This is a genomic window from Nonomuraea sp. bgisy101, from assembly GCF_057708945.1.
In genome coordinates this window covers 1-24,226 of record NZ_JBYITD010000024.1, presented here as the reverse complement: position 1 = coordinate 24,226, position 24,226 = coordinate 1, and the positions used below count along the sequence as shown (strand labels likewise).

Below are 24,226 nucleotides of genomic sequence, written 5' to 3'. Positions count from 1 at the left end.
GGAACACGTCCTGGCGTTTCGCGCCGCCGCGCCGTACCAAGGAGGGGAGGGAAAGGAGCCGCAGTGGAGGTCTCGATCGTCGGAGCCGGCCTGGTCGGCTGTCTTCTGGCCTGTTTTCTGGCCAGGAGAGGCCATGAGGTGACGCTGTACGAGCGCCGCCCCGACCCCAGGCTGAGCGGAGCCGAGCGTGGCAGGTCGATCAACCTGGCCATCTCCGAGCGCGGCATCGACGCCCTGAGAAGGCTCGGCCTGGCCGAGGAGGCCCTGTCGGACGCCATCCCGATGCCCGGCAGGATGATGCACGCCGTCGACGGCACCCTGACCTTCCAGTCCTACAGCTCCGACCAGCGGCACGCGATCAACTCCATCAGCCGCGGCGCGCTCAACGGCAAGCTTCTCGACGCCGCCGAGGCGAGCGACGGCGTGCGGGTCAGGTTCGGGCACCGGCTGACCGGGATCGGGGACGGCACGCTGGAGTTCGAGGGCGGCATCGTCGAGAAGGGCCAGCAGGTCGTCATCGGCGCCGACGGCGCCTACAGCGCGGTCAGGGCCAGGCTCCAGCAGATGCCGGGCACGGACTTCAGCCAGGAGTACCTCGACTACGGCTACAAGGAGCTGACGATCCCGCCCAAGCTGGGCGAGTTCGCCTTCGACCCTGGGGCCCTGCACATCTGGCCGAGGGGCCGTTCGATGATGATCGCGCTGCCGAACCCCGACAAGTCGTTCACCTGCACGCTGTTCTGGCCACACGACGCGCTGGCCGCGCTCGACACGCCGGAGAAGGTGCGCGCCCACTTCGGGAAGGAGTATCCCGACGCCGCCGAGGTGATGCCGCACCTGGCCTCCGACTACGCGGGCAACCCCGTCGGGCACCTGGTCACCATGCGCTGCGACCCCTGGTACAGGACCCTGAACGGCACCCTCGTCGGGCTGATCGGCGACGCGGCCCACGCCATCGTCCCCTTCTACGGCCAGGGCGCCAACTGCGGCTTCCAGGACTGCGTCGAGCTCGACAGGTGCCTGGACGAGACGGGCGACGACTTCGCCAGGGCGCTGGAGCTGTTCCAGCGCCGCAAGGCCGACACCGACGTCATCGCCCGCCTCGCGCTGGACAACTTCGTGGAGATGCGCGACAAGGTCGGCTCCAGGGCCTTCCTCGCCCAGAAGCGTGTCGAGCACGCCCTGGAACGGGTGCTCCCCGGCCGCTACGTCTCCCGCTACGAGCTGGTCTCCTTCTCCACCACCCCGTACGCCGAGGTGGAGCGGAGGGTGGCCCGCCAGCGCCGCTGGGCGGGAGCAGCGGCGGCGGGGCTGCTGATCGCGGGGGCCGTCGCATGGAAGAGATCCCGATAAGTCATGATTTAGTGCGTGGTTGGCGCACTTGATCACCGCTATCGGGGCGAGCACCCTCTTCGCACGCTCGCCTACCTCTTCACCGACGACCGTCCCCGGCTCCTGCTCGCCGTCCTCACCGGCTGTCCACGATCAGGAACGCCGACCGCATCGTGGTCATGCGCGACGGGAGGATCGAGGAGATCGGCACGCACGAGGAGCTCATGCGCCTGGACGGCGCCTACGCCTCCCTCGCCTGAACCCCCGCCCGCGCGCGCATCCGACCCCCGCGCGCGGGTCGGCCCCGTTCTCCCCGGCCAGGCGCCTACCCTCAGGTGAGCAGGAACACCTCCCAGCCGTCACCGCGTTCCTCGTCTGCGACGGCGTCGGCGGTCAGGCGGCGAAGCTCGTTCACGTCGATGGGGCACAGTCCCGTGCGCAGCGCGGCCAGGCCGTCGCTCGACTCCACCCCCACCAGCTCCCTCAGCCTGTCGCGGTAGGCGACCCGGTCGTCCAGCGTGACGTCGTGGCCGCGGAACCGCCTGGCCGGATACTCCCGCGCGAGCCGCCTCAGCCCCTTCGCCGCCTCAGGCGTCGGCTCGACGGCGGTCACGACCAGCGGGCCGCTGTCCTTGTGCCACACCGCGTACCACTCGCGCTCGGGCAGCCGCGTCGAGCCCAGGTGGCCGTAGCCGATCCCGAGGACGAGCAGCGGCCCGAGGACCACGAGCTTCGCGCCTTCGGGCAGCTCGAACGGGTCGCCGGTGAGCGCGCCCAGCTCCGAGGGCAGGATCGGATACCACCCTTCGGCGAAGGTCGTCAGATGCGGCTCGCAGTCGACGCCCAGCAGCTCCCGCAGCCGCTCCCGATACTCCACGAGCAGGTCGACCGTCGGCCGCCGCAGCCCCGTGCCGGCGTACAGGTCGCACAGCCGCCGCATTCCCTCCTCGACCCCCGGTGCGGGCTCGACGACGCTGACGAGGTCCTGCCCGTCGTGCGAGACGGCGATCCACTCCCGCCCCCGCGGCAGCGTCTCGGGCATCCAGAGGTTGCCGACCGCCACCGCCAGGACCGGGAGGTCGATCCCGTAGGCGGCCGGCGGCGCGTACGGCACCCGCATCTCGCCTGGGCCGACGAGGTGCCGCACGCCCAGGGCGTCCAGCTCGGCGATGTGCCCGCGCAGGCCCTCGATGAACTCCGCCGGCACCTGATCCATGTCGGTCACGCGGCGATCATGCCAGAGCTACGGCAGCAGGCCCAGCCGTCGGGCGGCCACCACGGTCTCGTGCCTGTTGTGGGTGCCGAGCTTGCGCATCGCCCCGCGCAGGTAGCTCTTGACCGTCTCTGGTAGCAGCCCCAGCCTCCTGGCGATCTCGGCGTTGCCGCAGCCGAGCCCGACCCACGCCAGCACGTCGAGCTCGCGCGGCGACAGCCGTACCGGAAAGGGGGTGGCGCTCCGGCCGTCTCCGGACAGCCGCGCGCACACCGACAGCAGCCGCTCGCGCAGCTCGGGCTCGGCGACCTCCTGGGCGATCGCGCGCAGCTCGGCGTTGGCCTCGCGCAGGTCCTCCTGGCCCGGCGCCGCCCCGGCGCGTTCGGCCAGGGCGAGCCGCCTGGTCACCTCGTCGCGTACGGCCAGCTCGGTCGCCAGCTCGCCGCCCACCCGCATGGCCACGAGCAGCACCCTGTCGCCGAAGGCGAGCGGCTCCCTGATCGCGCCGTAGAGCACCGCCCGCACCACGGAGTTCACGACGACGGGCACGGCCAGCACCGAGCGCAGCGACTCGGCGAGGACGGGCCGGTCGTACTCGTGGGTGATGTCGGTCGCCGTCGCGTAGTCGCCGACCGCCGCCGGCCTGGCCAGCGAGAGCACCTTGCCACCGAGCCCCGCGCCCGCGTTCACGGCCAGCCCGTGCAGCGCGTTCGTGCGCGTGCCGCGCAGCTGCGACATCCTGATGTGGCGCCGATCCCCGACCATCCCGCCGAAGGCCACCTGCACGCCCGCCGAGCGCTGCAAAATGCTGAGCGCCTGCTGGAGCGCGTCCACCTGCTCGAGCATGTCCCGATCCAACCACCGGCGAGCCCGCCGTACCACCCCTGTTCGGGGGTGGTACGGCCGGGGGCACGGTCGCAGACTGTGAGCATGCAGTCCTACTCCAGCGCCGTCGCGGACACGCCGCTGCTCGGCGAGACGATCGGGCAGAACCTCGAGCGCACGGTCAGCCGTTTCGGAGGCAGGGAGGCGCTCGTCGACGTGCCGACGGGCAGGCGGTGGACCTACACCGAGCTCAACGAGCAGGTGGACGGGCTGGCCAGGTCGCTGCTGGCCAGGGGGATCGCCAAGGGCGACAGGGTGGGCATCTGGGCCCCCAACTGCGCCGAGTGGGTGTTCACGCAGTACGCCACGGCGAAGATCGGCGCGATCCTCGTCAACGTCAACCCCGCCTACCGAGGCCACGAGCTGGAGTACGTCGTCAGGCAGTCGGGCATGCGGCTACTGATCAGCGCCGTCTCCCACAAGACCAGCGACTACCGGAAGATGATCGAGGAGATCGGCTTCGACGAGGTCGTCTACCTCGGCGAGGACAGCTGGGACGCCCTGCTCGCCGAGCGGGCCCCCGCCGAGCGCCTCGCGGAGGTCGAGCTGTCGCCCGACGACCCCATCAACATCCAGTACACCTCGGGCACGACGGGCTTCCCCAAGGGCGCGACGCTGTCGCACCACAACATCCTCAACAACGGCTACTTCGTCGGCGAGCTGATCCACTACACCGAGCACGACAGGGTCTGCCTGCCGGTGCCGTTCTACCACTGCTTCGGCATGGTGATGGGCAACCTCGGCGCCACCTCCCACGGGGCGTGCGTGGTCATCCCCGCCGCGGGCTTCGACCCCGAGGCCACCCTGCGCGCCGTCGAGCAGGAGCGCTGCACCAGCCTGTACGGCGTGCCGACGATGTTCATCGCCGAGCTCGCCATGGCCGGCGGGTTCGACCTGTCCAGCCTGCGCACCGGCATCATGGCCGGCTCGCCGTGCCCGGTCGAGGTCATGAAGCGCGTCGTCGGCGAGATGCACATGACCGAGGTCGCCATCTGCTACGGCATGACCGAGACCTCCCCCGTGTCCACCATGACCAGGGCCGATGACGGCCTGGAGCGCCGCACGGAAACGGTCGGCAGGGTGATGCCGCACGTCGAGGTCAAGATCGTGCACCCGGAGACCGGCCAGACGGTGCCGAGGGGCGAGCCTGGAGAGCTGTGCACCCGCGGCTACTCGGTCATGCTCGGCTACTGGGAGGAACCGGGCAAGACGGCCGAGGCGATCGACTCGGCCCGATGGATGCACACGGGCGATCTGGCCACCATGGACGACGACGGCTACGTGAACGTGGTCGGCCGCATCAAGGACATGGTGATCAGGGGAGGGGAGAACATCTACCCTCGCGAGATCGAGGAGTTCCTCTACCGCCATCCCGACATCGCCGACGTCCAGGTCGTCGGCGTGCCCGACGAGAAGTACGGCGAGGAGTTGATGGCCTGGGTCGTCATGCGCGAGGGCGCGGAGCCGCTGACGGCGCAGGTGGTCAGGGAGTTCTGCGCGGGGGAGATCGCCCACTACAAGATCCCGCGCTACGTGCACGTCGTCGACTCCTTCCCGATGACGGTGACCGGCAAGATCAGGAAGGTCGAGATGCGCGAGCGCGCGATCGACCTGCTCGACCTGCGGTGACCATGCCGTGCAGCCCCTGCCTCGCCCCTGCACGGAACCATGGACGTGTGTGGCCACCATCACGTTGCCTTATTAGAAAACTGTCCAAAAAATGATGACATGGCCGACCTTCCCCGTCTGGCGGTGACGCGAACCGCCAAGCTCGCCACGCTCCCCCTCGGATACGCGGGCCGTACCGCGCTGGGCCTGGGAAAGCGCGCGCTCGGCAGACCCGCCGAGCTGATCGCGACCGAGGTGCAGCTGCGCACCGCCGAGCAGATCTTCAAGGTGCTCGGCGAGCTCAAGGGCGGCGCCATGAAGATGGGGCAGCTGCTGTCGGTGCTGGAGTCGGCCCTGCCGCCCGCGATCGTCGAGCCCTATCGGGCGGCGCTCACCAGATTGCAGGACTCCGCCCCTCCCATGCCGGCGGCCACCGTGCACCGAGTGCTCGCGCAGGACTTCGGGGACGGCTGGCGCGAGTACTTCGCCTCCTTCGACGACCTCCCCGCCGCCTCGGCCTCGATCGGGCAGGTTCACCGCGCGGTCTGGGCCGACGGCAGGCGCGTCGCGGTCAAGGTGCAGTACCCCGGCGCGGCCAGGGCGCTGCGCACCGACCTCCGACAGGTCGGCAGGGTCGCCAAGCTGTTCGGCGTGCTGCTGCCCGGGCTCGACGTGAAGGCGTTCGTCCAGGAGCTCCAGGAACGGGTGGAGGAGGAGCTCGACTACGGCCTGGAGGCCGAGGCATGGCACGCCTTCGCCGAGGAGTACGCCGGCGACCCGGACTTCGCGATCCCTGCGGTGGTCGCCGCCTCCGAGCATGTGATCGTCACCGAGTGGCTGGACGGCATTCCGCTGTCCAGGGTGATCGAGGAAGGCACGCAGGAGGAGCGCGACAGGGCCGCGCTGCTGCTGGTTCGCTTCTCGTTCTCCTCGCCGACCCGCTGCGGCCTGCTGCACGGCGACCCCCACCCCGGCAACTTCAAGGTCACCGAGGACGGACGGCTCGGCGTGCTCGACTTCGGCGCCGTCAAGCGGCTGCCCGGCGGGCACCCGGCGGCGATCGGGCCGCTGCTGCGCTGCGGAGCGGCCGGCGACATCGAGGGCGTGGCCGCGGTGTTCAGGGGCGAGGGTGTGATCCGGGAGGGCGTCGAGGTCGACATGGACGCACTGGCCGCGTTCGTCGCACCGTACGCCGAGCCGATCGCCGCGCAGGAGTTCGCCTTCACCCGCGACTGGATGCGCCAGCGCGGCCTGTACATGTTCAGCGACGGATCGAGCGTCTTCCGGATGCTCAACGTGCCGCCCGACTACGTGGTGAGCTTCCGCGTGCTCACCGCGGGCTACGGCATCCTGTCGCAGCTGGCGGCCAGGGCCCGCTTCCGGGCCGAGGCCGAGCGCTGGATCCCCGGCTTCGCCGACCCGGCCTAAGCGACATTTCCGGTAGGTCTTAGCATGTCGTGATGCTCGAAGTCCTCGGCCTGCTCACGGTCGGCGTCGTGGCCGGCGTGGTCAGTACCGTGGTCAGCCTGGCCTCGATCGTCTCCTATCCCGCGCTGCTCGCCTTCGGCCTGAACCCGCTGGCCGCCAATGTGACCAACACCGTGGCCCTGGTCTTCACCGGCATCGGAGCGGCGGCCGGGTCGAGACCCGAGCTTCAGGGGCAGGGCCCCCTCGTCCTGCGCCTGGGCTGGATCACCGCCCTCGGCGGCGCCGCGGGCGCGCTGCTCCTGCTGATCACGCCCTCGCGGACGTTCGAGACGATCGCACCCTTCCTGATCGCGATCGCCTCCGTTCTGCTCATCCGCCCGCCCGGCATGCGGCCGGGCGGCAACCACAGCAGGCTCACGCGGGTCGCGCTGTTCGCGGTCGCCGTCTACATCGGCTACTTCGGCGCCGCGGGCGGCATTCTCATGTTCGCCGTGCTCACCGCGATCATGGACCAGGCGCCCGCCAGAGTGAACGCGGTCAAGAACGTCGTCTCGGGGCTGGCCAACTGCGTGGCGGCCGTGGGGTTCGCGCTGTTCGGGCCCGTGGCGTGGTGGGCGGTCGCGCCGCTGGCCGCCGGATTCCTGATTGGTGGCCGGCTCGGCCCCTCCCTCGCCCGCCGCCTGCCCGGCAGGTCGCTGCGCTACCTCGCGGCGGCTTGCGGGCTGGCGGTGGCCGTCAAGCTCGGCCTCGACGCGTTCGCCTAGCGCGCGGGCTCCAGCGTGTCGAGGACCCTGAGAGCCTGGTGGTCGGCGCCCCGCCGGTTCGGATGCAGGGGGATCGCGGGCCCGATCGGGTCGGTCGACAGCGGCAGGTAGCCCTCCACCCACTTGACACCCGGACGCTTGCACACGTCGTGGCCGATGCTGGTGCTGTAGGTGTCGACCAGCTCGACGCCCTTGGCCACCGCCACCCTCGCCAGCATCGCGTTGAGCTCCTCCAGCTTGTCGCCGAGCCATTCGAGGTCGCGGTCGGCGGCTTGGACGTACGGATAGCAGCCGCCCTCCTGCGGCAGTCCGGCCAGGTAGTCGACGAGCAGGACGCGGGCCCGCGGGGAGCGCTGCCTGATCCCGTCGACCACCGCGGCCACCTTGGGCTCGGTCGCGAGGATGGCCTGGGACATGCGGTCGACGCCGCCGCTGACCCACGTGCGCCTGCACGACCTGCCGAGCGGGGCGGGCAGCAGGTTGAGGCAGTCGGCCGCCGCCGAGGCGAGCCGCGCGTCGTTGCCGCCGATGCCCAGCGTCACCAGGTCGGTGCTCGCGCTCAGCCGGTCGAACTGCGGTGGGTTCACGCCGTCGAACAGCCTCTTGACGTGGTTGACGTCCTGCGCGGCCGTCATGTTGGCGGTCGTCGCCCCACCGCAGGTCGCGTCACGGAAGACGGGCACCCTGAGCGCGGCGGCGACCTGCTTCGGATAGTTGTAGGTGCTCTGCGCGCAGCCACGGGGCGCGTGCTCGTCGGTGATGTGGAGGACGGAGACGTCGGCGCTCCACGAGTCGCCGAGCGCGACGTACTCCTGGTAGGCCTGGGTGGGCGCGGTCAGCAGACCGGCGAAAAGGATCAGGGAAGCCAGCACGCGGTCATTGTGGGGAGCGTCACTCCGCGTGCGCAGCCGATTTCACCAAGTCATGGGAGTCGGTACGGCAGACGCGTGCCGTACCGACTTCGCAGGGTCAGGGCTTGTGCTCCTTCAGCAGCTCATGCATCTTCTTGATCTTGGCGATCGACGGCGGTTCGGCCACCGCGGAACTGGTCTTGGCGGCGACCGCCGCGCCGGTCGGCGAGGTGGCCGGCTTGCCCGGTGTGAACAGCCAGGTGTCGAACAGCGCGTCCAGTTGCTTGCCCGAGATCCGCTCGGCCAGCGCCACGAACTCGGAGGTCTCGGCGTTGCCGTGCTCCTTGCTGCGGACCCACGCCCTGATGATGGAGAAGAAGGCCGCGTCGCCGACCTCGGTGCGCAGCGCCTGCAGCGCCATGCCGCCGCGGTAGTAGGTGGCGTTGTGGAAGAGGTCGGCCATGCCGGGATCGCCCGGCTTGACCTGCCAGAACGGGTCATCGGCCGGAAGGTCGTTGTAGAAGAAGTCGGCCACCTCGGCGGCCGTGCCCTCGCCCAGCTTCTCCGACCACATCCACTCGGCGTAGGTGGCGAAGCCCTCGTTGAGCCAGATGTGCTTCCAGTCCTTCACCGCGATGCTGTCGCCGAACCACTGGTGGGCGTTCTCGTGCACGACCACGTAGGTGTCGGGGCCGCTGGAGAAGAAGCGAGGGTCGTAGACCGGCTGCGTCTGCGTCTCCAGCGCGAACCCTGGCAGCGCGCTGGTGACCGAGCCGCCCATCGAGTGGAACGGGTAGCGGCCGACCTGGCCGGCGAGCCAGTCGACGATCTGCGGCGTCTGCTCCACCGACTCCTTGGCCGCCGCGTCGTAGCGGCCCAGGTTCTTGCTGTAGGAGGTGGTGACCGGCAGACCGGACGAGGAGCGGCCCGTGCGCACGTCGAGCTGGCCGATGAACAGCGTGGCCAGGTAGGTGGCCATCGGCTTGTCCATCACCCACGTGGAGGTCGTCCGGCCGTTCGACGTCCGTTCCCTGGTCTTGATGCCGTTGCTGACGGCCTGCGTGCCCTGGGGCACGCTGATCGAGATGTCGTAGGTCGCCTTGTCCAGCGGGTGGTCGTTGCTGGGGAACCACCACCACGCCACCTGCGGCTGGCCCAGCGCGAGAGCGCCGTCGGCCGTGGCGATCCACGGGGTGAAGCCGCCTGTCTCGTCGGGCACCGGCACCTTGGACGGGGTGTCGGCGTAGGTCACCTCGACGACGAACGGCGTGCCGCGGGTCAGCGTGTGGGCAGGGGTGATCTCCAGCTCGTGCAGGCCGGACCTGGCGAAGGTGGCCGGCCTGCCGTTGACCTTGACGCTGTCGACCTTGAGCAGGAAGTCGAGGTTGAAGCGGGTCAGGTGCTGGGTGGCACTGGCCAGGATCGTGGCCTTCCCCTGCAGCAGGTCGGTGCCCGGCTGGTAGGAGAGGTTCAGGCGGTAGTGCCTGGCGTCGTAGCCGCCGTTGCCGTGGTTGGGAAAGTAGGAGTCTCCGATGCCCGGAGCACCCGGGCCCTTGTCCGTGGCCGCCGCGGGTGTGGCGAGGAAGAGCGCCGCGGCCGTGCTCATGGCGATGAGGGTGCGTGATCGGATTGATCGCATCATCGCAAATTAACCGAGCGCCGCCACCTCGTCTACGACATTCGGGCCACCCCGGCGAAACGTCGTGAGACCTCCCTCCAGACCGGGACGGCGGCCGGCTCGTCGAGCAGCGCCTGCCTGTGCAATGCGGCCAGGTCGAAGCCCCTGTCGTCCCACTCCATGATCCGTCCGGGCCCCACCTCAGGATGGAACTGCACGCCCCACGCCGTCGCGCCCACCCTGAAGGCCTGGTAGGGGCAGGCCTCCGTCTGCGCCAGCCAGACGGCCTCCTCAGCAAGCTCGACGACCGCGTCCTTGTGGTGCTCGATCGCGGTGACGACCTCGGGCAGCCCGTGGAAGAGCGGGTCGGCGGCCGCCTCGGGACGCAGGGTGATCGGGACGCTGCCGTTCTCCGGCTCGCCCGCGTCGGCCTTCACCAGCCCGCCCGCGACCTCGGCGAGCATCTGCCCGCCCAGGCAGATCCCCAGGTACGGCCTGCCGCCGTCGATCGCCTGACCCACCAGCTCCCTGATCGCGGGCAGCCACGGCGCCCTGACGTCGTCAGAGGGCAGGTAGCCGCCGCCCAGCACGAGCAGCGCGCGCTCGCCCAGGCGGGCGGGCACCTCGGCTCCCTCGAAGGCCCGTACGACCTCCAGCCCGAGACCGTCCTCGGCCAGCCAGTCGCCCACCCTCCTGGGGCCTCCACTGGCGGCGTTCTGCACGATCAGGACTTCACGCATCGTCGTAGGCCTCTCTCATCCGGTCGAGACCGTGCTCGCCGGCGTATCAGGGTGGACATCCAACCGCTCGCGCGGGTCTCTCAGCGAGGCAGGGGCCGGGTCTGGTCGTCGCCCTGGTCCGGTGGCTGGTAGGGGGTGAACGCCGACGGGTAGGACGGCGGCTGCTGGGGCGGCGGGCCGTACGGGGCAGGCGGCACGCCCGGCCGCGGCCTGGCCGCGCGCCACCGGGAGGGGAAGGCCGAGGCGGTCAGCAGCAGCACGCCCAGCACGAACATCAGCCCCACCTGGCCGAGGGTGTCGAAGCCGACCCTGAGCGTGGCCGGCAACAGCTCCATCAGGTTGGCCGGGTACAGCTCGACGATGATCATCATCAGTCCCGCAAGCGTGTACGTCAGGCCGGGCAGCAGAGAGGCGACGGGGGACAGGCGCGAACCTGCGAGGAACCCCAGAGCGATCGCGCACGCCGCGAGAGCCAGAGCTCCCGGCCACGGCATGGTGAACATCCTCAGGGCGAAGACGATCTGGCCGGTTCCGTAGGCCAGGGCGACGGCCAGCAAAGGGGTCAGGAGCAGCCCAGCGACCACTCCGAGGACATGGCGGACAGCGTTGGACATGACGGGAAGTCTAGAACGTCACCGGGTGGATTCCCTGACCACCAGCTCGGGCTGGAACATGATCTGCTGGTGGGCGTGCGTCTCGGGGTTGTCGCACTCGTCCATGAGCAGCTCCGTGGCGACCCTGCCGAGCTGGTACGTCGGCTGCCTGATCGAGCTGAGCGACACGGTGGAGGCGGCGGCGAAGTCGATGTCGTCGTAGCCGATCAGCGACACCTGCTCGGGCACCCGCACACCCGCCTGCAGCAGGCCGCGCAGCAGGCCGAGCGCGAGCAGGTCGTTGGCGCAGAAGACCGCGTCGGGCAGGTCGGCCATGAGCTGCTCGGCGGCCTGCTGCCCGGCCTTCGCGGTCATCGCCGGCATCTCCGTCACGCGCAGCTCGGCGGGGTCGCGCCCGGCGGCGGCGAGCGCTCGTTCCGCCCCCTCGCGCCGCTCCCTGCACTGCCGCATCGTGGCGGGGCCCGCGACGTAGACCAGCCGCTCGGCGCCGCCCTCCAGCAGGTGGGTGGCCGCCATCGAGCCGCCCATCACGTCGTTGACCGACACAGCGCACTGGTCGGGCCGCTCGGCCGGATGGTCGACGAGCACCACGCTGATGCCGCGTGAGCGCAGCCGTTCGAGGCGGCGCGAGTCGTCGTCGGACGGCGTGATGAGCACGCCGCGAACCCGCTGCTCGGCGAAGACGAGCAGGTTGCGCTCCTCCTTCGACCTGCTGCCCGAGGAGTTGCCGAGGATCACCGCGTAGCCGCGCTCGCTGGCCAGGTCCTCGACCCCCGCGGCCACGTCGGTGAAGAAGGGGTTGCCGATGTCGATCACCGACAGGCCGATCGTGCGGCTGTGGCCCGCCCTCAGCGTCGAGGCCGAACCGTGGCGGACGAAGCCCAGCTCGCGGATCACCTGCTCGACCCTGCTGCGCGTGGAGCCCGCGACCTTCTCGGGGCGGTTGAGGACGTTCGACACCGTGCCAGGCGACACCCCTGCCCTGGCGGCGACCTCCTTGATGCTGACAGTCTCAGCCAAGCCCGCCTCCAGGGTGGTAGGTGCGCAGCGGCTGGCTGCGCCGTACTAGCTCGCGCGGGTCGGCGGCCAGCCCCATGGCGCGGGCCTGCACCAGGACGTTGCCCAGGGCCGCGGCCTCCACCGGGCCCGCCACCACGGGCAGGCCCGTGGCGTCGGCCGTCAGCTGGCACAGCAGCGCGTTGCGGGCGCCGCCTCCGACGATGTGCACGACCTCGATCTCCCGTCCGCTCAGCCGCGCGGCGTCGCCGACGGCTCTGCGATAGGCGAGGGCGAGGCTTTCCAGGATGCATCGTACGGCCTGCGCCCTGCTCCCAGGCGAGGGCTGCCCCGTGCGCGCGCAGTAGGCGTCGATGCGCGCGGGCATGTCACCCGGCGGCAGGAAGCCGGGATCGTCGGGATCGATCACCATCCGGTACGGCTCGGCCAGCGCGGCGGCCCGCAGCAGGCCGTCCAGGTCGCTCTCGCCCCACACGCGCATGCACTCCTGCAGGATCCACAGGCCCATGACGTTGCGCAGGTAGCGGATGGTGCCGTCCACGCCCGCCTCGTTGGTGAAGTTGGCGGCCATGCTGTCGCCGGTCAGCACGGGCTCGTCCAGCTCGACGCCGACCAGCGACCAGGTGCCGCAGGAGATGTAGGCGAAGCCGGGGGTCTGCGCGGGCACGGCGACGACGGCCGAGGCGGTGTCGTGGGAGGCCACCCGCGTGACGACGCCGCCGTGCCCGACCTCGCGCCCGACGTCCGCGGTCAGCGGGCCCACGACGGTCCCCGGCACTGATATTTCCGGAAATATGCGCATCGGCAGCCCGAGCTCGGCGACCAGCGGCCGCGCCCAGTCCCTGCCTCTGACGTCGAACAGGCCGGTCGTGGAGGCGTTGGTCAGCTCGGCGCCCTTGACCCCCGTCAGCCAGTAGGTCAGCAGGTCCGGGATCATGAGCAGCGTCTCGGCGTGGTCGAGGCGGCTCTCGAGCAGTTGGTAGAGCGTGTTGAACGGCAGGAACTGCAGGCCGTTCACCTGGTAGCCGTCGGCGCCGAGGCGCTCGGTGTAGCGGGCGGTGCGCGCGTCCCTGTAGTGGACGGGGTTGCCGATGAGCCCGCCCCGGTCGTCGAGCAGGCCGTAGTCGACCGCCCACGAGTCGATGCCGATCGAGTCGGCCTCGCCTGCCTTCCGCAGCCCTTCGAGCATGTCCTGGTAGAGGGCGAGGATGTCCCAGTGGAGGGTGCCCGCGACGGTGACGGGACGGTTGGGGAAGCGGTGCACCTCGACGAGTTCCACCCGGTCGGCCGTGACCTCGGCGCGCATGACCCGGCCGCTGGAGGCACCGAGGTCGACAGCTGTGAATCGCATGGTGTGATTAAAACGTACAAACCGCTTTGCGGGCACTCTCGTTGACGTATCCGTTCTGGTCGGCCTAGGTTGCGTTAAAACGTTTCGGTTTGGAGTCTCATGGTCAAGGACCTGCTCAGGCGGCAGCACATCGAGACGCCCTCGTGGGCGTACGGCAACTCCGGCACCAGGTTCAAGGTGTTCGCTCAGCGGGGGGTGCCGCGCGACCCCTACGAGAAACTGTCGGACGCCGCCCAGGTGCACGCCTTCACCGGCATCGCGCCGACCGTGGCGCTGCACATCCCGTGGGACAGGGTCGACTCCTACGCGGACCTCGCCCGCCACGCCCACTCGCTCGGCGTCGGCATCGGCGCGATCAACTCCAACGTGTTCCAGGACGACGACTACAAGCTCGGCAGCGTCACCCACCCCGACCCCGCCGTCCGCCGCAAAGCCCTCGACCACCTGCTCGAATGCGTCGACATCATGGACGCCGCCGGGTCCGCGACGCTCAAGCTGTGGTTCTCCGACGGCACCAACTACCCGGGCCAGGACGACATCCGCGAGCGCCAGGACCGGCTCGCCTTCGCGCTGGAACGGGTCTACGAGCGGCTGGGGGAGGGGCAGCGGCTCCTGCTGGAGTACAAGCTGTTCGAGCCCGCCTTCTACGTCACCGACGTGCCCGACTGGGGCACCGCCTACGCCCACTGCCTCAGGCTCGGCGACAAGGCGCAGGTCGTCGTCGACACCGGACACCACGCGCCGGGCACGAACATCGAGTTCATCGTGGCGTTCCTGCTGCGCGAAGGGAAGCTCGGAGGGTTCGACTTCAACTCCCGCTTCTACGCCGACGACGACCTGATGGTGGGGGCCGCCGACCCGTTCCAGCTCTTCCGGATCATGTTCGAGGTGATCCGCGGGGGAGGATACGGCCCGCAGGTCGCGTTCATGCTCGACCAGTGCCACAACATCGAACCGAAGATCCCCGGACAGATCCGGTCGGTCATGAACGTCCAGGAGGCCACGGCGAAGGCGCTCCTCGTGGACCGGGACGCGCTGGCCGCCGCCCAGCGCGAAGGCGACGTCCTCGGCGCGAACGCGGTCCTGATGGACGCCTACAACACCGACGTGCGGCCGTTGCTGGGCGAGCTGCGGGCGGAGACAGGCCTGGACCCCGACCCGATGGCGGCCTACGCGAGATCGGGCTACTTCGAGAAGATCGCCGCCGAACGTGTCGGCGGCGCCCAGGCGGGCTGGGGCGCCTGATCCCGCACGCCCACCACGCCCGCCGGCCCGGTATCCCTCCTCTCGTCGGGAGCCGCATCCCACCGGCCGGGCGGCTGGGCGCCGCGTCGAGGCACGCACCACGTTCACACCCACCCAGCAGCACACACCCAAGGGAGAGACCTGATGACGGTTACCGAGCTGCTCGACCGGGCCCACGCCCTCGGCTCGGACCCGCGCAACACCAACTTCGCCGGCGGCAACGCCTCAGCGAAGGGCGTGCGGCGCGACCCCGTGACCGGCGGTGACGTCGAGCTCATGTGGGTGAAGGGATCGGGCGGCGATCTCGGTACCCTCACCGAGGGCGGTCTGGCCGTCCTCCGCCTGGACCGGCTCCGCGCGCTCGTCGACGTCTACCCCGGCGTCGAGCGCGAGGACGCGATGGTCGCCGCCTTCGACTTCTGCCTGCACGGCAAGGGCGGCGCCGCGCCGTCCATCGACACCGCCATGCACGGCCTCGTCGCAGCCGCCCACGTCGACCACCTGCATCCCGACTCCGGCATCGCCCTCGCCACCGCGGCCGACGGAGCCGAGCTGACCGCGCGGATCTTCGGCGACCGCGTGCTGTGGGTGCCGTGGCGGCGGCCGGGCTTCCAGCTCGGCCTCGACATCGCCGCGCTGAAAGAGGCCAACCCACAGGCCATCGGCTGCGTGCTCGGCGGCCACGGCATCACCGCGTGGGGCGAGACGAGCGAGGAGTGCCAGGCGAACTCCCTGGAGATCATCCGCACCGCCCAGCAGTACATCGAAGAGCACGGCAAGCCCGACCCCTTCGGCCCGGTGATCCACTCCCCGCTGCCCGACACCGAGCGAAGGGAGCGCGCCGCCGCCCTGTTCCCGCTGATCCGCGGGCTGTGCTCGACCGACGCGTGCCAGGTGGGCCACTACACCGACAGTCCAGCGGTCCTGGAGTTCCTCTCCCGAGCCGAACACCCCCGCCTGGCCGCCCTGGGCACCTCCTGCCCCGACCACTTCCTGCGGACCAAGGTGTCTCCACTGGTCCTGGACCTGCCGCCGAACGCGCCGTTGGACGAGGTCGCCGCCCGTCTCCGCATCCTGCATACCGAATACCGCAGCCACTATGCCGCCTACTACCAACGGCATGCCGTACACACCTCACCGCCGATGCGCGGCGCGGACCCGGCGATCGTGCTGGTCCCTGGCGTCGGCATGTTCTCGTTCGGCAAGGACAAGCAGACCGCCCGGGTCGCAGGCGAGTTCTACGTCAACGCGATCAACGTGATGCGCGGCGCCGAGGCCGTATCCACCTACGCGCCGATCCCCGAGTCGGAGAAGTTCCGCATCGAGTACTGGGAGCTCGAGGAGGCCAAGCTCCGCCGTCTGCCCAAGCCCAAGCCGCTGGCCGGACGCATCGCGCTGGTCACCGGCGGCGGCTCCGGCATCGGCGCCGCCACCGCCCGCCGCCTCGCCGCCGAGGGCGCCTGCGTCGTCGTCGCCGACCGCGACCTGCCCGCCGCCGAACGGATCGCCGCCGAACTCAACAACGGATCCGTTCACCCACCCGCCGCCGCACCGGCCACGGCCCCCGCTCCCCGTCCGTCCGCCGCCGCATCCGCCGCGTCGGTTCGCGATCCCGGTGTCGGATCCGTTCACCCATCCGCCGCCGCACCGGCCACGGCCCCCGCTCCCCGTCCGTCCGCCGCCGCATCCGGCGCGTCGGTTCGCGATCCCGACGACGGCACCCCAGGGAAACCGGCGGGCGGCGTCGGCGGGCGTGGGCCTCGCCCGGCGGATGTGGCGGTGGCCGTGGGGGTGGACGTCACCTCGGAGGAACAGGTCGTCGAGTCCGTACGGCAGGCGGTGCTCGCCTTCGGCGGTGTCGACCTGATCGTGAACAACGCGGGCCTGTCCCTGTCGCGCTCCCTCCTGGAAACCACCCTCGACGACTGGGACCTCCAGCACGATGTCATGGCCAGGGGCTCGTTCCTGGTCTCGCGCGAGGCCGCCAGGGTGCTCCTTCTGCAGGACATGGGAGGGGACATCATCTACATCTCCTCCAAGAACGCCGTCTTCGCCGGTCCGAACAACGTCGCGTACGGGGCGGCCAAGGCGGACCAGGCGCACCAGGTCCGCCTGCTGGCGGCCGAGCTCGGACCGCACGGCATCCGCGTCAACGGGATCAACCCCGACGGTGTCGTCAGAGGCTCGGGCATCTTCGCCTCCGGATGGGGTGCCAACCGCGCGGCGGTGTACGGAGTGGAGGAGGAGAAGCTCGGCGAGTTCTACGCGCAGCGGACGTTGCTGAAGCGGGAGGTCCTCCCCGAGCACATCGCGGCGGCGGTGTTCGCCCTGACCGGCGGGGACCTGTCGCTCACCACCGGCATGCACGTTCCCGTCGACGCGGGTGTGGCCGCCGCCTTCCTGCGCTGACCCGCTTCACAAGAGCTCACGCGCTGAAAGGGGCTCAAGGGCTCACGGGCACAAGGGGTTGCGGGCAGGCTTCGCATGTGTCCGTGCAAGCGCATCACAGGTGTCCGGGGCCGGTTGGACGGCGAGATCCGACCGGCCCCGGTCGGTTCCCCAAGGTGCCCGCGGAGGGCAGCGACTTGCCAGAGTCCGCATCGTCTTCCCGAGCTTCCCAGGGGCGCGGTGGTTTGGGCCTTCTGCCGTGCCGTACCGGAAGGAATCGTGAGCGGCATGAGAGCAGCGATCCTGATGACAGCCGTTTGCGCCCTCCTCGTCGCCACCCCCGCCCAGGCCGTCGCCATTCGGCCCGACACCATCGCCCTGCCCAACGGGTTCCAGCCTGAGGGCATCGCGATCGGCTCGCGTCACGCGGCCTACTTCGGCTCCCGCGCCACCGGCGACATCTACCGGGCCGATCTGCGCACCGGCGAAGGCCGTGTGATCAGCAAGGGGCCCGGTACGGCGTCCCTCGGGATCAAGGTCGACCGCAGGGGCCGGTTGTTCGTGGCGGGCGGCCTCGGTGGAGACGCCCGCGTGGTCGACTCGCGTACGGGTGCGGTGCTCAAGTCGTTTACGCTCGCCACCGCGCCCTCGCTCGTCAACGACGTGTTCCTCGCCTGGGACGCGGCCTGGTTCACCGACTCGACCAATCCCGTTCTCTACAAGGTCCCGGCGGACCTGCGCGGCGAGGTGACCAGGCTCCCGCTGACGGGCGCCATCCGGTACGGCACCGGCATCAACGCGAACGGCATCACCACCACTCCCGACCGCCGTTCCCTGCTGATCGTGCAGTCCAACACCGGCAAGCTGTTCAAGGTGAACGCGGACACCGGCGCGACCACCGAGGTCGACCTGGGTGGCGAGTCGGTGGCCAACGGCGACGGCCTGCTGCTGGAGGGCCGGACGCTCTACGTGGTCCAGAACCGGCTGAACGCCATCGCCGTCGTACGGCTGACCGCCGACGGCTCCAAGGGACGCGTCATCAAGCGGATCACCGACCCGCGCTTCGACATCCCCGCCACCGTGGCGCGCGACGGCGACCGCCTCTACCTGCCCAACGCCCGCTTCTCCACCCCGCCCACTCCGGACACGACCTACTCGGCGGTGGCCGTCCGTCCGTAGAGCTCGTCGCCCGCGGGGCCGGGCGGCATGGCGGTCACGCGAGGGGCGGCCGGTCGAGGGAGCCGTCCGCCTAGCATGGCCAGGTGAACGAGATCGACCTGCGGCATCTGCGCCGCTGCGTGGAGTTGGCCGCCGAGGCACTGGAGGCGGGCGACGACCCGTTCGGTTCGGTGCTGGTGGCCGCGGACGGCACCGTCCTGGCCGAGGACCGCAACCGGGAGACGTCGGAGTCCGACGCCACCCGCCATCCCGAGATCGACCTGGCCAAGTGGGCGGCGGCGAACCTGCCCGTGGAGGAACGGGCCGGCACGACGCTGTACACCTCGGGCGAGCACTGCCCGATGTGCTCGGCCGCGCACGGCTGGGTGGGGCTGGGGCGGATCGTGTACGCCGCCTCGTCCGCCCAGTTCGCCGAGTGGCGGGCCGAGCTGGGCCTGCCCGCCTCGCCGGTCAGTCCGCTGCCGATCCGGCAGGTGGTCCCCGGCATCGCGGTGGAGGGTCCCGCCGCGGAGCTGGAGGAGGTCGTGCGTGGCCTCGTGCGCCGTTCGGCGGGGAGGTGATATGCCGAAGGTATGGCAGACAAAGAGCCCGTGACCGAGCTCGACGCCCGGTTCAGCAGCGACAAGGCCACTCCGACGAGCTGGCGTGAGGCGCGCGGCATCCTGGAGGCGGCGGAGATCTACTGGCTGACGACGATACGACGGGACGGCAGCCCCCACGTCACTCCGCTGATCGGGATCTGGCAGGACGGCGCGCTGCACTTCTGCACGGGGCCGACCGAGCAGAAGGCCAGGAACCTGGAGGCCGACGCCCGATGCGTGCTGACGACCGGCGCCAACTCCTTGACGACGGGGGTGGACGTGGTGGTCGAGGGTACGGCGGTGCTGGTGGAGGACGAGGCCAGGCTGGGTCGCCTGGCCGAGGCGTACGAGGCGAAGTACGGCCACGACTGGCATTTCGACGTCGAGGACGGAGCCTTCACCCACGAGGCGGGCAGGGCGCTGGTGTTCGGCGTCGCGCCCGAGCGTGGCTTCGGATTCGCCAGGGAAGGCGAGTACGGCCAGACCCGCTGGCGGTTCTGACCGCCGGGTCTCCGATCAGGACTCGGCGGCGAGGGCGGGGAAACCCGTCCGCCATGTGGGCCAGGCGGGTGTCCAGCCCAGGGCGCGGGCCTTCGCGTTGGAAGCTCCGCGCTCCCAGCCCTCCCGTCCCACCGCAGCCCCCGCGCCCGCCGGAGGGATTTCAGAAGGGCCGGTCGTGACCGGCGGCGCCGGTTCGCCGAGCGCGGACGCCAGCACGGGCACCCACTCCCGCGCCGGTGCGGGCTCGTCGTCGACGACGTTCACGACTCCGTCGGGCCACTCGAGCGCCAGCAGCGCCGCCCGCGCGGCGTCCGCCACGTGCACGAACGAGCTGACCGCCGCCCCGGCCTTCAGCTGTCCCTCCCGGAGCTGGTCGGCCGCCCACTCGCCGGGGAAGTACCAGGTCCCAGGCCCGTACAGCAGCCCGTACCGGAGCACGACGTGCCGTTCGATCTCCGCCGCCGCGGACTCCAGCGCCATCGCGGGCCCGACCAGCCCTTCGCGCGCCAGGTCCAGCGGCTCGTCCTCTGTCGCGGGCTTGTCTCCCGCCGCGTAGACCCACGAGATCGACTGGGCGACGATCCGGCCGACGCCCGCCTTCAGCGCACCGTCGACCAGGTTGCGGGTTCCTTCGCGCCTGATCCGCGCGTTCTCGTCGAACCGGCGCTCGCCCAGCGCGGTCAGCTGATGGATCACCGCCTCGGGCCGGGCGGCGGCGAGCGCGCGAAGCGTGGACTCGCGGTCGAAGACGTCCAGCCGTACGGCGTCGGCCCCTGCGGCGGTGATCGCGGCGAGGCCGGCGTCAGACCTGGAGGTGCCGACCACCTCGTGTCCCGCCTCCAGCAGCATCGGAACCAACAGGCGACCGATGGCGCCGTTGGCTCCGGCGAGAAGAACCCGCATGCGACTCACCCCTTCTCCGCTCCTTCGCCGGCACCCCCGAAGAAGCAGCGCTGCAACACCGCGACGATGACGGCGACAGGGATCGTAGCGAGGAGCGCGGCGCCCCGGTTCAGCGGGTACCGGGTACCGGGTGCCGACGCCGAGCGAGCGGCTGACCAGGTCGGCGTAGCCGTCGTCCATGCCGAGCCGCGGCCGATCATTACCGTGAGTAACATCTGGACCGGCCCGGCGGCAGTGGATACTTTTGACCCTCTTCCCAGCAGAGGGCGATGATGAGCGACGAAACCCCAGAACGGCTCCCGATGCGCGAGGACGCCGAACGGTGCCCCGGCACCGACGGTGACCGGCGCTGCGTCCTCCCGCCCGAGCATCGCGGTGACCACGTCTACCCGCCGCTCAGGTGAGGGGAGCGCCGCACGACAAAACAAAACCCCAGGCCAGAAGGCCTGGGGTGGAGTGTGGTGGACGATACTGGGATTGAACCAGTGACCTCTTCCGTGTCAGGGAAGCGCTCTCCCGCTGAGCTAATCGTCCTCGGGTCCGAGCGGAAGACGGGATTCGAACCCGCGACCCTCACCTTGGCAAGGTGATGCTCTACCACTGAGCCACTTCCGCGTTGCCGCTTGTTCGCGACGACGAAGAGAACTGTACCGAATCCTTGCCCAGTCCCCAAACCGAGCGCCTCGGCGGCGAGACGGGCCCGTGCGTCAGGCCGACACGGCGGCGCCGGACCACGACAGCCTCGTGCGGTCCCGCGCCCGGCCTGGGCAGGCCACCGCTCACGGGGTCTTGGCGCGGGCGCGGAAGGCGGCGGTCTTCACCCGGTTCTGGCAGGCGGTGGAGCAGAACCGGCGGGTGCCGTTGCGGGAGACGTCCACGTAGACGCGGTCGCAGTGCGGCGCCGTGCACACTCCGAGCCGATCGTGGAACTCGCTGCCCAGCACGATCGCCAGCGACGTCGCGCAGCTGGCCGCCCAGTCGCCCGCCATGGTGCCGCCGGGCCCGTGGAAGTGCAGGTGCCACGGCTCCCCATCATGGCGGTTGAGGTGCGGGCGGGCGTCGGTCTCGTCGAGCAGCCGGTTGATCTGATGGGCCGCCGAGTCGATGTCGTCGGCGTCCACCGCCTCGAACACCGTGCGCAGCCGTTCCGCGACGGCGGCCAGCTCGGTCGCCTCCGTCTCGCCTGCCTCCCTGTGGCGCGGATAGCCGGCGCGCAGGCCTTCGGTGGCCGCCGCCGGCAGGTCGGAGGGCAGGACATAGGTCCGGCCCCGCCGCTCGCCGGGCGTCAGGGCGTTGACCAGGCCCACGGCGACCCGCACCACTCCATCGTTGTGACTGTTGAATTCCACTTGACCAGTTACACCTTTGCGCTCTACGTTGTGACTGCCGAAATTGTAAACGACGGTCACAAGGAGATCTTCGTGCTTACCAACGATGCCGCCAAGGAATGGATCGCGCGCTGGGACCGCCAGCAGGAGGGCTACCTGCCCGACCGCGAGGAGCGTTTCACCGCGCTGATCGACGCCGTGGAGGCGATCGGGCGTCCCGACCCGCTCGTCATCGACCTGGGATGCGGCCCTGGCTCGCTGTCGGCCCGATTGGTGGAGCGCCTGCCGAAGGCCACGGTGATCCCCGTCGACGCCGATCCGCTGCTGCTCGGCCTGGGCCGCGCCGCCTATCCCCATCTGGACTTCGTCTCGCTCGACCTGCGCACCCCCGGCTGGAGCAGGGAGTTGGGCCTCGACAGGCAGGTGGACGCCGCGGTGAGCACCACCGCGCTGCACTGGCTCTCCGCGCCCGAACTGGCTGTCATGTACGGCGAGCTCGCCTCGGTGCTGAGGCCTGGCGGGCTGCTGCTCAACGGTGACCACCTGGACTCCGACGACGCCACGCCGTCCATCGCCCGGCTCGAGCGCGCCGTACACGACATGGAGACCGAGCGGTTCTTCGCCGGCGACCGCCCGGAGGGTTGGGGGCAGTGGTGGGAGGCGGTGGCCGCCGACCCCGCCCTGTCGGCGCTCAACACCGCCCGCAGCACGGCGGGTGCCGCGCACAGCGGCTCGGAGTCCAATCTGCTCTCGACGCATGTCGAGGCCCTGCGCGGCGCCGGATTCGCCGAGATCGGCACCCTGTGGCAGCGCGGCAACAACCGCCTGCTGTGCGCGGTGGCCGGTGTCTAGACCGTCCCCCTGGGTCGGCGCCGAGACGTGGCCGCGCAAGCCGGTGCTCGCGCGGCCCGTTTCGCGGCCGTCGGCGGGCTCCTCGCCGACCAGGCCCGTCCCGCTGGCTCCGTTGTGGTGATTCGTTCCCGAGTGGGGCATGAGAGGCATAGCGGGGGCCATGTCCTGTAAGGAGCTAACATCACATACGCCGGTTACCTGAGCGAGAGAGTGCAAAATGCGCGACAACGAAGTCGTGAACGTCGGGCCTGAGCCGCTGACCTTCACCGACGTGATCCGAGTGGCCCGACACGGTGCCCCCGTCCAGCTCACGGACGACGCCATCGCCGCGATCTCCGCCGCCCGCCAGCGGGTGGACGAGCTCGCCGAGAGCCCGACCCCCGCCTATGGCGTCTCGACCGGTTTCGGCGCGCTCGCCACCCGGCACATCGACCCCGAGCTGCGCGCCCAGCTGCAGCGCTCGCTGGTGCGCTCGCACGCGGCGGGCAGCGGGCCCGAGGTCGAGACGGAGGTGGTGCGCGCGCTGATGCTGCTGCGCCTGCACACGCTCGCCACGGGGCACACCGGCATCCGTCCGACGACCGCCAAGACCATGGCCGCCCTCCTGAACGCGCACATCACCCCTGTCGTCCACGAATACGGCAGCCTGGGCTGTTCGGGAGACCTCGCGCCGCTCGCCCATGTCGCCCTGACCTTGATGGGCGAGGGCGTCGTCAGGGACAGGTCAGGAAAGGTCGGGCCGAGCGCCGAGGCGCTCAAGCAGGCCGGCATCGAGCCCGTCGAGCTGGCGGCCAAGGAGGGCCTGGCCCTGATCAACGGCACGGACGGCATGCTCGGCATGCTGATCCTCGCCATCGACGACCTGACCAGGCTGCTCAAGACCGCCGACATCAGCGCCGCCATGAGCGTGGAGGCGCTGCTCGGCACCGACCGCGTCTTCGCCCCCGAGCTGCAGGCCCTGCGCCCCCAGCCCGGCCAGGCGCTGGCGGCGGCGAACATGGTCCGCGTCCTGAAGGACTCCGGCATCATGGAGAGCCACCGCGACCCGAGCGCCTGCACCCGCGTCCAGGACGCCTACTCCCTGCGCTGCGCGCCGCAGGTCGCGGGAGCCGCCCGCGACACCGTCGCCCACGCCGCGAACGTCGCCACGTGGGAGCTGGCCTCCGCCGTCGACAACCCCGCCGTCCTGGCCGACGGTCGCGTGGAGTCCAACGGCAACTTCCACGGCGCGCCTGTCGCCTACGTCCTCGACTTCCTGGCGATCGTCGCCGCCGACGTCGCCTCGATGTCCGAGCGCAGGACCGACCGCTTCCTCGACGTGGCCCGCAACCACGGCCTGCCCGCCTTCCTCGCCGACGACCCCGGCGTCGACTCGGGCCACATGATCGCCCAGTACACCCAGGCGGCCGTCGTCTCGGAGATGAAGCGCCTGGCCGCCCCCGCCAGCGTCGACTCGATTCCCAGCTCGGCCATGCAGGAGGACCACGTGTCCATGGGCTGGTCGGCCGCCCGCAAGCTGCGTCGCTCGGTCGACGGGCTGACGCGGGTGCTGGCCGTGGAAGTGCTCACCGCCGCCCGCGCGATCGACCTGCGCGCCCCGCTCGAGCCGGCCCCCGCGACCGGCGCGGTGGTCAGGGCGCTTCGCGAGAGCGTGCCGGGCCCAGGCCCCGACAGGTTCCTGGCGCCCGAGATCGAGTCCGTCGTGCGCCTGGTGGCCGACGGCGCCGTCGTCTCGGCCGCCGAGTCGGTCACCGGCCCCCTGGCGTAGGAGCCGCGGCCTGTACGGCAGGCACCCGGCAGCCCGCCCTCGGCGCGTGGCGGGCCCGCG

The 24,226-nt window shown here is 70.8% G+C and carries 22 protein-coding genes and 2 tRNA genes; 12 read left to right on the top strand and 12 right to left on the bottom strand.

Annotated features, from left to right (window positions below; all coding sequences use genetic code 11):
* The first annotated feature begins 63 nt into the window (after window positions 1-63).
* Window positions 64-1,353, top strand: a complete 1,290-nt coding sequence (locus AC3EO4_RS36645; protein ID WP_431900043.1) for an FAD-dependent oxidoreductase — start codon at window positions 64-66, stop codon at window positions 1,351-1,353.
* A gap of 310 nt (window positions 1,354-1,663) precedes the next feature.
* Here AC3EO4_RS36645 and AC3EO4_RS36640 read toward each other — a convergent pair whose 3' ends face one another.
* Complete coding sequence (locus AC3EO4_RS36640; RefSeq protein ID WP_431900041.1) at window positions 1,664-2,557, bottom strand: hypothetical protein; 894 nt, start codon at window positions 2,555-2,557, stop codon at window positions 1,664-1,666.
* A gap of 18 nt (window positions 2,558-2,575) precedes the next feature.
* Window positions 2,576-3,391 (bottom strand): helix-turn-helix transcriptional regulator, encoded by an 816-nt coding sequence (locus AC3EO4_RS36635; protein ID WP_379571803.1) that lies wholly within the window; start codon window positions 3,389-3,391, stop codon window positions 2,576-2,578.
* 84 nt (window positions 3,392-3,475) lie between these two features.
* Between AC3EO4_RS36635 and AC3EO4_RS36630 the strand changes: the two genes are divergently transcribed.
* From AC3EO4_RS36630 to AC3EO4_RS36620, 3 genes are all read left to right on the top strand, one after another.
* Window positions 3,476-5,059: an AMP-binding protein gene (locus tag AC3EO4_RS36630; protein WP_431900040.1), complete on the top strand. Its 1,584-nt coding sequence runs from the start codon at window positions 3,476-3,478 to the stop codon at window positions 5,057-5,059.
* 99 nt (window positions 5,060-5,158) lie between these two features.
* Window positions 5,159-6,466, top strand: coding sequence for an ABC1 kinase family protein (locus AC3EO4_RS36625; RefSeq protein WP_431900038.1), 1,308 nt, complete (start codon window positions 5,159-5,161; stop codon window positions 6,464-6,466).
* Between the two features lie 32 nt (window positions 6,467-6,498).
* Window positions 6,499-7,230, top strand: coding sequence for a sulfite exporter TauE/SafE family protein (locus tag AC3EO4_RS36620; RefSeq protein WP_431900036.1), 732 nt, complete (start codon window positions 6,499-6,501; stop codon window positions 7,228-7,230).
* Here AC3EO4_RS36620 and AC3EO4_RS36615 read toward each other — a convergent pair.
* The 6 genes from AC3EO4_RS36615 to AC3EO4_RS36590 all read right to left on the bottom strand — a co-directional run bounded on the left by AC3EO4_RS36615 (window position 7,227) and on the right by AC3EO4_RS36590 (window position 13,421).
* Window positions 7,227-8,102, bottom strand: coding sequence for an SGNH/GDSL hydrolase family protein (locus tag AC3EO4_RS36615; RefSeq protein WP_431900034.1), 876 nt, complete (start codon window positions 8,100-8,102; stop codon window positions 7,227-7,229). The genes AC3EO4_RS36620 and AC3EO4_RS36615 overlap by 4 nt on opposite strands.
* A 97-nt stretch (window positions 8,103-8,199) precedes the next feature.
* Window positions 8,200-9,687 carry a M1 family metallopeptidase gene (locus tag AC3EO4_RS36610; RefSeq protein ID WP_431900033.1) on the bottom strand — a complete coding sequence of 496 codons (1,488 nt, stop codon included), beginning with the start codon at window positions 9,685-9,687 and terminating at the stop codon, window positions 8,200-8,202.
* Between the two features lie 65 nt (window positions 9,688-9,752).
* Entirely contained in the window at window positions 9,753-10,439 is a 687-nt protein-coding gene (locus AC3EO4_RS36605) for a type 1 glutamine amidotransferase (RefSeq protein ID WP_431900031.1), read from the bottom strand.
* Window positions 10,440-10,519: 80 nt separating this feature from the next.
* Window positions 10,520-11,053, bottom strand: coding sequence for a hypothetical protein (locus tag AC3EO4_RS36600; RefSeq protein WP_379571789.1), 534 nt, complete (start codon window positions 11,051-11,053; stop codon window positions 10,520-10,522).
* 18 nt (window positions 11,054-11,071) lie between these two features.
* Window positions 11,072-12,073: a LacI family DNA-binding transcriptional regulator gene (locus AC3EO4_RS36595; RefSeq protein ID WP_431900029.1), complete on the bottom strand. Its 1,002-nt coding sequence runs from the start codon at window positions 12,071-12,073 to the stop codon at window positions 11,072-11,074.
* Window positions 12,066-13,421, bottom strand: coding sequence for a rhamnulokinase (locus AC3EO4_RS36590; RefSeq protein ID WP_431900027.1), 1,356 nt, complete (start codon window positions 13,419-13,421; stop codon window positions 12,066-12,068). The genes AC3EO4_RS36595 and AC3EO4_RS36590 overlap by 8 nt, the downstream gene beginning before the upstream one ends.
* Before the next feature lie 99 nt (window positions 13,422-13,520).
* On the opposite strand from AC3EO4_RS36590, the gene rhaI reads away from it, so the two are divergent.
* From rhaI to AC3EO4_RS36565, 5 genes are all read left to right on the top strand, one after another.
* Entirely contained in the window at window positions 13,521-14,666 is a 1,146-nt protein-coding gene (rhaI, locus tag AC3EO4_RS36585; RefSeq protein ID WP_431900025.1) for an L-rhamnose isomerase, read from the top strand.
* A gap of 144 nt (window positions 14,667-14,810) precedes the next feature.
* On the top strand, window positions 14,811-17,075 hold the full coding sequence (gene rhaD / locus AC3EO4_RS36580) for a bifunctional rhamnulose-1-phosphate aldolase/short-chain dehydrogenase (RefSeq protein ID WP_431900023.1): 2,265 nt from the start codon (window positions 14,811-14,813) through the stop codon (window positions 17,073-17,075).
* 267 nt (window positions 17,076-17,342) lie between these two features.
* On the top strand, window positions 17,343-18,233 hold the full coding sequence (locus AC3EO4_RS36575) for an SMP-30/gluconolactonase/LRE family protein (RefSeq protein WP_431900021.1): 891 nt from the start codon (window positions 17,343-17,345) through the stop codon (window positions 18,231-18,233).
* An 83-nt stretch (window positions 18,234-18,316) separates the two neighbouring features.
* Window positions 18,317-18,793, top strand: coding sequence for a nucleoside deaminase (locus AC3EO4_RS36570; RefSeq protein WP_431900019.1), 477 nt, complete (start codon window positions 18,317-18,319; stop codon window positions 18,791-18,793).
* A 12-nt stretch (window positions 18,794-18,805) separates the two neighbouring features.
* Window positions 18,806-19,315 (top strand): pyridoxamine 5'-phosphate oxidase family protein, encoded by a 510-nt coding sequence (locus AC3EO4_RS36565; protein WP_379571779.1) that lies wholly within the window; start codon window positions 18,806-18,808, stop codon window positions 19,313-19,315.
* A gap of 15 nt (window positions 19,316-19,330) precedes the next feature.
* Here the strand turns inward: AC3EO4_RS36565 and AC3EO4_RS36560 are convergent, their stop codons facing one another.
* Window positions 19,331-20,218: an NAD-dependent epimerase/dehydratase family protein gene (locus AC3EO4_RS36560; protein ID WP_379571777.1), complete on the bottom strand. Its 888-nt coding sequence runs from the start codon at window positions 20,216-20,218 to the stop codon at window positions 19,331-19,333.
* Between the two features lie 269 nt (window positions 20,219-20,487).
* Here AC3EO4_RS36560 and AC3EO4_RS36555 point away from each other — a divergent pair, with 269 nt between their 5' ends.
* A complete protein-coding gene (locus AC3EO4_RS36555; protein WP_379571775.1) occupies window positions 20,488-20,622 on the top strand; it encodes a hypothetical protein in 135 nt (44 codons plus the stop codon).
* A gap of 55 nt (window positions 20,623-20,677) precedes the next feature.
* On the opposite strand, the gene AC3EO4_RS36550 is transcribed toward AC3EO4_RS36555, so the two are convergent.
* The 3 genes from AC3EO4_RS36550 to AC3EO4_RS36540 form a co-directional block, all read right to left on the bottom strand.
* Window positions 20,678-20,752: transfer RNA gene (locus tag AC3EO4_RS36550), tRNA-Val, on the bottom strand.
* A 9-nt stretch (window positions 20,753-20,761) separates the two neighbouring features.
* Window positions 20,762-20,833 (bottom strand) — tRNA-Gly (locus AC3EO4_RS36545).
* Between the two features lie 164 nt (window positions 20,834-20,997).
* Window positions 20,998-21,567: a CGNR zinc finger domain-containing protein gene (locus tag AC3EO4_RS36540; protein ID WP_379571773.1), complete on the bottom strand. Its 570-nt coding sequence runs from the start codon at window positions 21,565-21,567 to the stop codon at window positions 20,998-21,000.
* Window positions 21,568-21,639: 72 nt separating this feature from the next.
* On the opposite strand from AC3EO4_RS36540, the gene AC3EO4_RS36535 reads away from it, so the two are divergent.
* Together AC3EO4_RS36535 and hutH are read left to right on the top strand one after the other, a co-directional pair.
* Window positions 21,640-22,398 (top strand): class I SAM-dependent methyltransferase, encoded by a 759-nt coding sequence (locus tag AC3EO4_RS36535; RefSeq protein ID WP_431900015.1) that lies wholly within the window; start codon window positions 21,640-21,642, stop codon window positions 22,396-22,398.
* A gap of 217 nt (window positions 22,399-22,615) precedes the next feature.
* Window positions 22,616-24,166 carry a histidine ammonia-lyase gene (gene hutH, locus AC3EO4_RS36530; protein ID WP_379571769.1) on the top strand — a complete coding sequence of 517 codons (1,551 nt, stop codon included), beginning with the start codon at window positions 22,616-22,618 and terminating at the stop codon, window positions 24,164-24,166.
* Window positions 24,167-24,226: the final 60 nt, after the last annotated feature.

What these genes read in the sequence shown, in the direction of transcription:
- AC3EO4_RS36600 (WP_379571789.1), bottom strand. Translation starts at nt 11,053, where the DNA reads ATGTCCAACGCTGTCCGCCATGTCCTCGGAGTGGTCGCTGGGCTGCTC.
- AC3EO4_RS36590 (WP_431900027.1), bottom strand. Translation starts at nt 13,421, where the DNA reads ATGCGATTCACAGCTGTCGACCTCGGTGCCTCCAGCGGCCGGGTCATG.
- rhaI (WP_431900025.1), top strand. Translation starts at nt 13,521, where the DNA reads ATGGTCAAGGACCTGCTCAGGCGGCAGCACATCGAGACGCCCTCGTGG.
- AC3EO4_RS36630 (WP_431900040.1), top strand. Translation starts at nt 3,476, where the DNA reads ATGCAGTCCTACTCCAGCGCCGTCGCGGACACGCCGCTGCTCGGCGAG.
- AC3EO4_RS36620 (WP_431900036.1), top strand. Translation starts at nt 6,499, where the DNA reads ATGCTCGAAGTCCTCGGCCTGCTCACGGTCGGCGTCGTGGCCGGCGTG.
- AC3EO4_RS36625 (WP_431900038.1), top strand. Translation starts at nt 5,159, where the DNA reads ATGGCCGACCTTCCCCGTCTGGCGGTGACGCGAACCGCCAAGCTCGCC.
- AC3EO4_RS36565 (WP_379571779.1), top strand. Translation starts at nt 18,806, where the DNA reads ATGGCAGACAAAGAGCCCGTGACCGAGCTCGACGCCCGGTTCAGCAGC.
- AC3EO4_RS36610 (WP_431900033.1), bottom strand. Translation starts at nt 9,687, where the DNA reads ATGAGCACGGCCGCGGCGCTCTTCCTCGCCACACCCGCGGCGGCCACG.
- AC3EO4_RS36555 (WP_379571775.1), top strand. Translation starts at nt 20,488, where the DNA reads ATGATGAGCGACGAAACCCCAGAACGGCTCCCGATGCGCGAGGACGCC.
- rhaD (WP_431900023.1), top strand. Translation starts at nt 14,811, where the DNA reads ATGACGGTTACCGAGCTGCTCGACCGGGCCCACGCCCTCGGCTCGGAC.
- AC3EO4_RS36605 (WP_431900031.1), bottom strand. Translation starts at nt 10,439, where the DNA reads ATGCGTGAAGTCCTGATCGTGCAGAACGCCGCCAGTGGAGGCCCCAGG.
- AC3EO4_RS36635 (WP_379571803.1), bottom strand. Translation starts at nt 3,391, where the DNA reads ATGCTCGAGCAGGTGGACGCGCTCCAGCAGGCGCTCAGCATTTTGCAG.
- AC3EO4_RS36575 (WP_431900021.1), top strand. Translation starts at nt 17,343, where the DNA reads ATGAGAGCAGCGATCCTGATGACAGCCGTTTGCGCCCTCCTCGTCGCC.
- AC3EO4_RS36560 (WP_379571777.1), bottom strand. Translation starts at nt 20,218, where the DNA reads ATGCGGGTTCTTCTCGCCGGAGCCAACGGCGCCATCGGTCGCCTGTTG.
- hutH (WP_379571769.1), top strand. Translation starts at nt 22,616, where the DNA reads ATGCGCGACAACGAAGTCGTGAACGTCGGGCCTGAGCCGCTGACCTTC.